Origin of the sequence: Pseudomonas sp. KB_15 (genome assembly GCF_052114525.1) — a bacterium.
Taxonomy (GTDB): Bacteria; Pseudomonadota; Gammaproteobacteria; order Pseudomonadales; family Pseudomonadaceae; genus Aquipseudomonas.
Map to the genome: position 1 here is coordinate 1 of NZ_JBFREX010000369.1, position 360 is coordinate 360.

The window sequence follows — 360 nt, forward strand, 5'->3', positions numbered from 1 at the left end:
ACTACGGCCCGGCGCACCCGTTCTTCGACGCCAACGGGCGGCTGATCGACTGATCCGGCCCGGAAACCGCAAGACACACTAATAGATATAGGGAGATGAACAGGAGATGAGCGGAGCGCGGTTGTCATGCGCCCGCCACCTTGGGTACCATCGTCGGCTTACCCAACTTCCGGATCGCGGTTCCGCATAACGGAACACGACGACCTGCTTCGACATGGATCTCCTGCTGCTGAGCAATTCCACCTCCGACGACGGCTACCTCGTGCACGCGCACGCAGCCATCACGGAACTGGCCGATGGCCGTACCGACGCGCTGTTCGTCCCCTACGCCGGGKTCACGCGTGACTGGGACGCCTACAC

1 protein-coding gene is annotated in these 360 nt (G+C 62.7%); it reads left to right on the plus strand.

Annotated elements, in window-relative coordinates:
• Positions 1–214 precede the first annotated feature (214 nt).
• Positions 215–360 (plus strand): Type 1 glutamine amidotransferase-like domain-containing protein (locus tag AB4Z35_RS31330; RefSeq protein ID WP_442101342.1); only part of this gene is annotated, 146 nt, incomplete at its 3' end.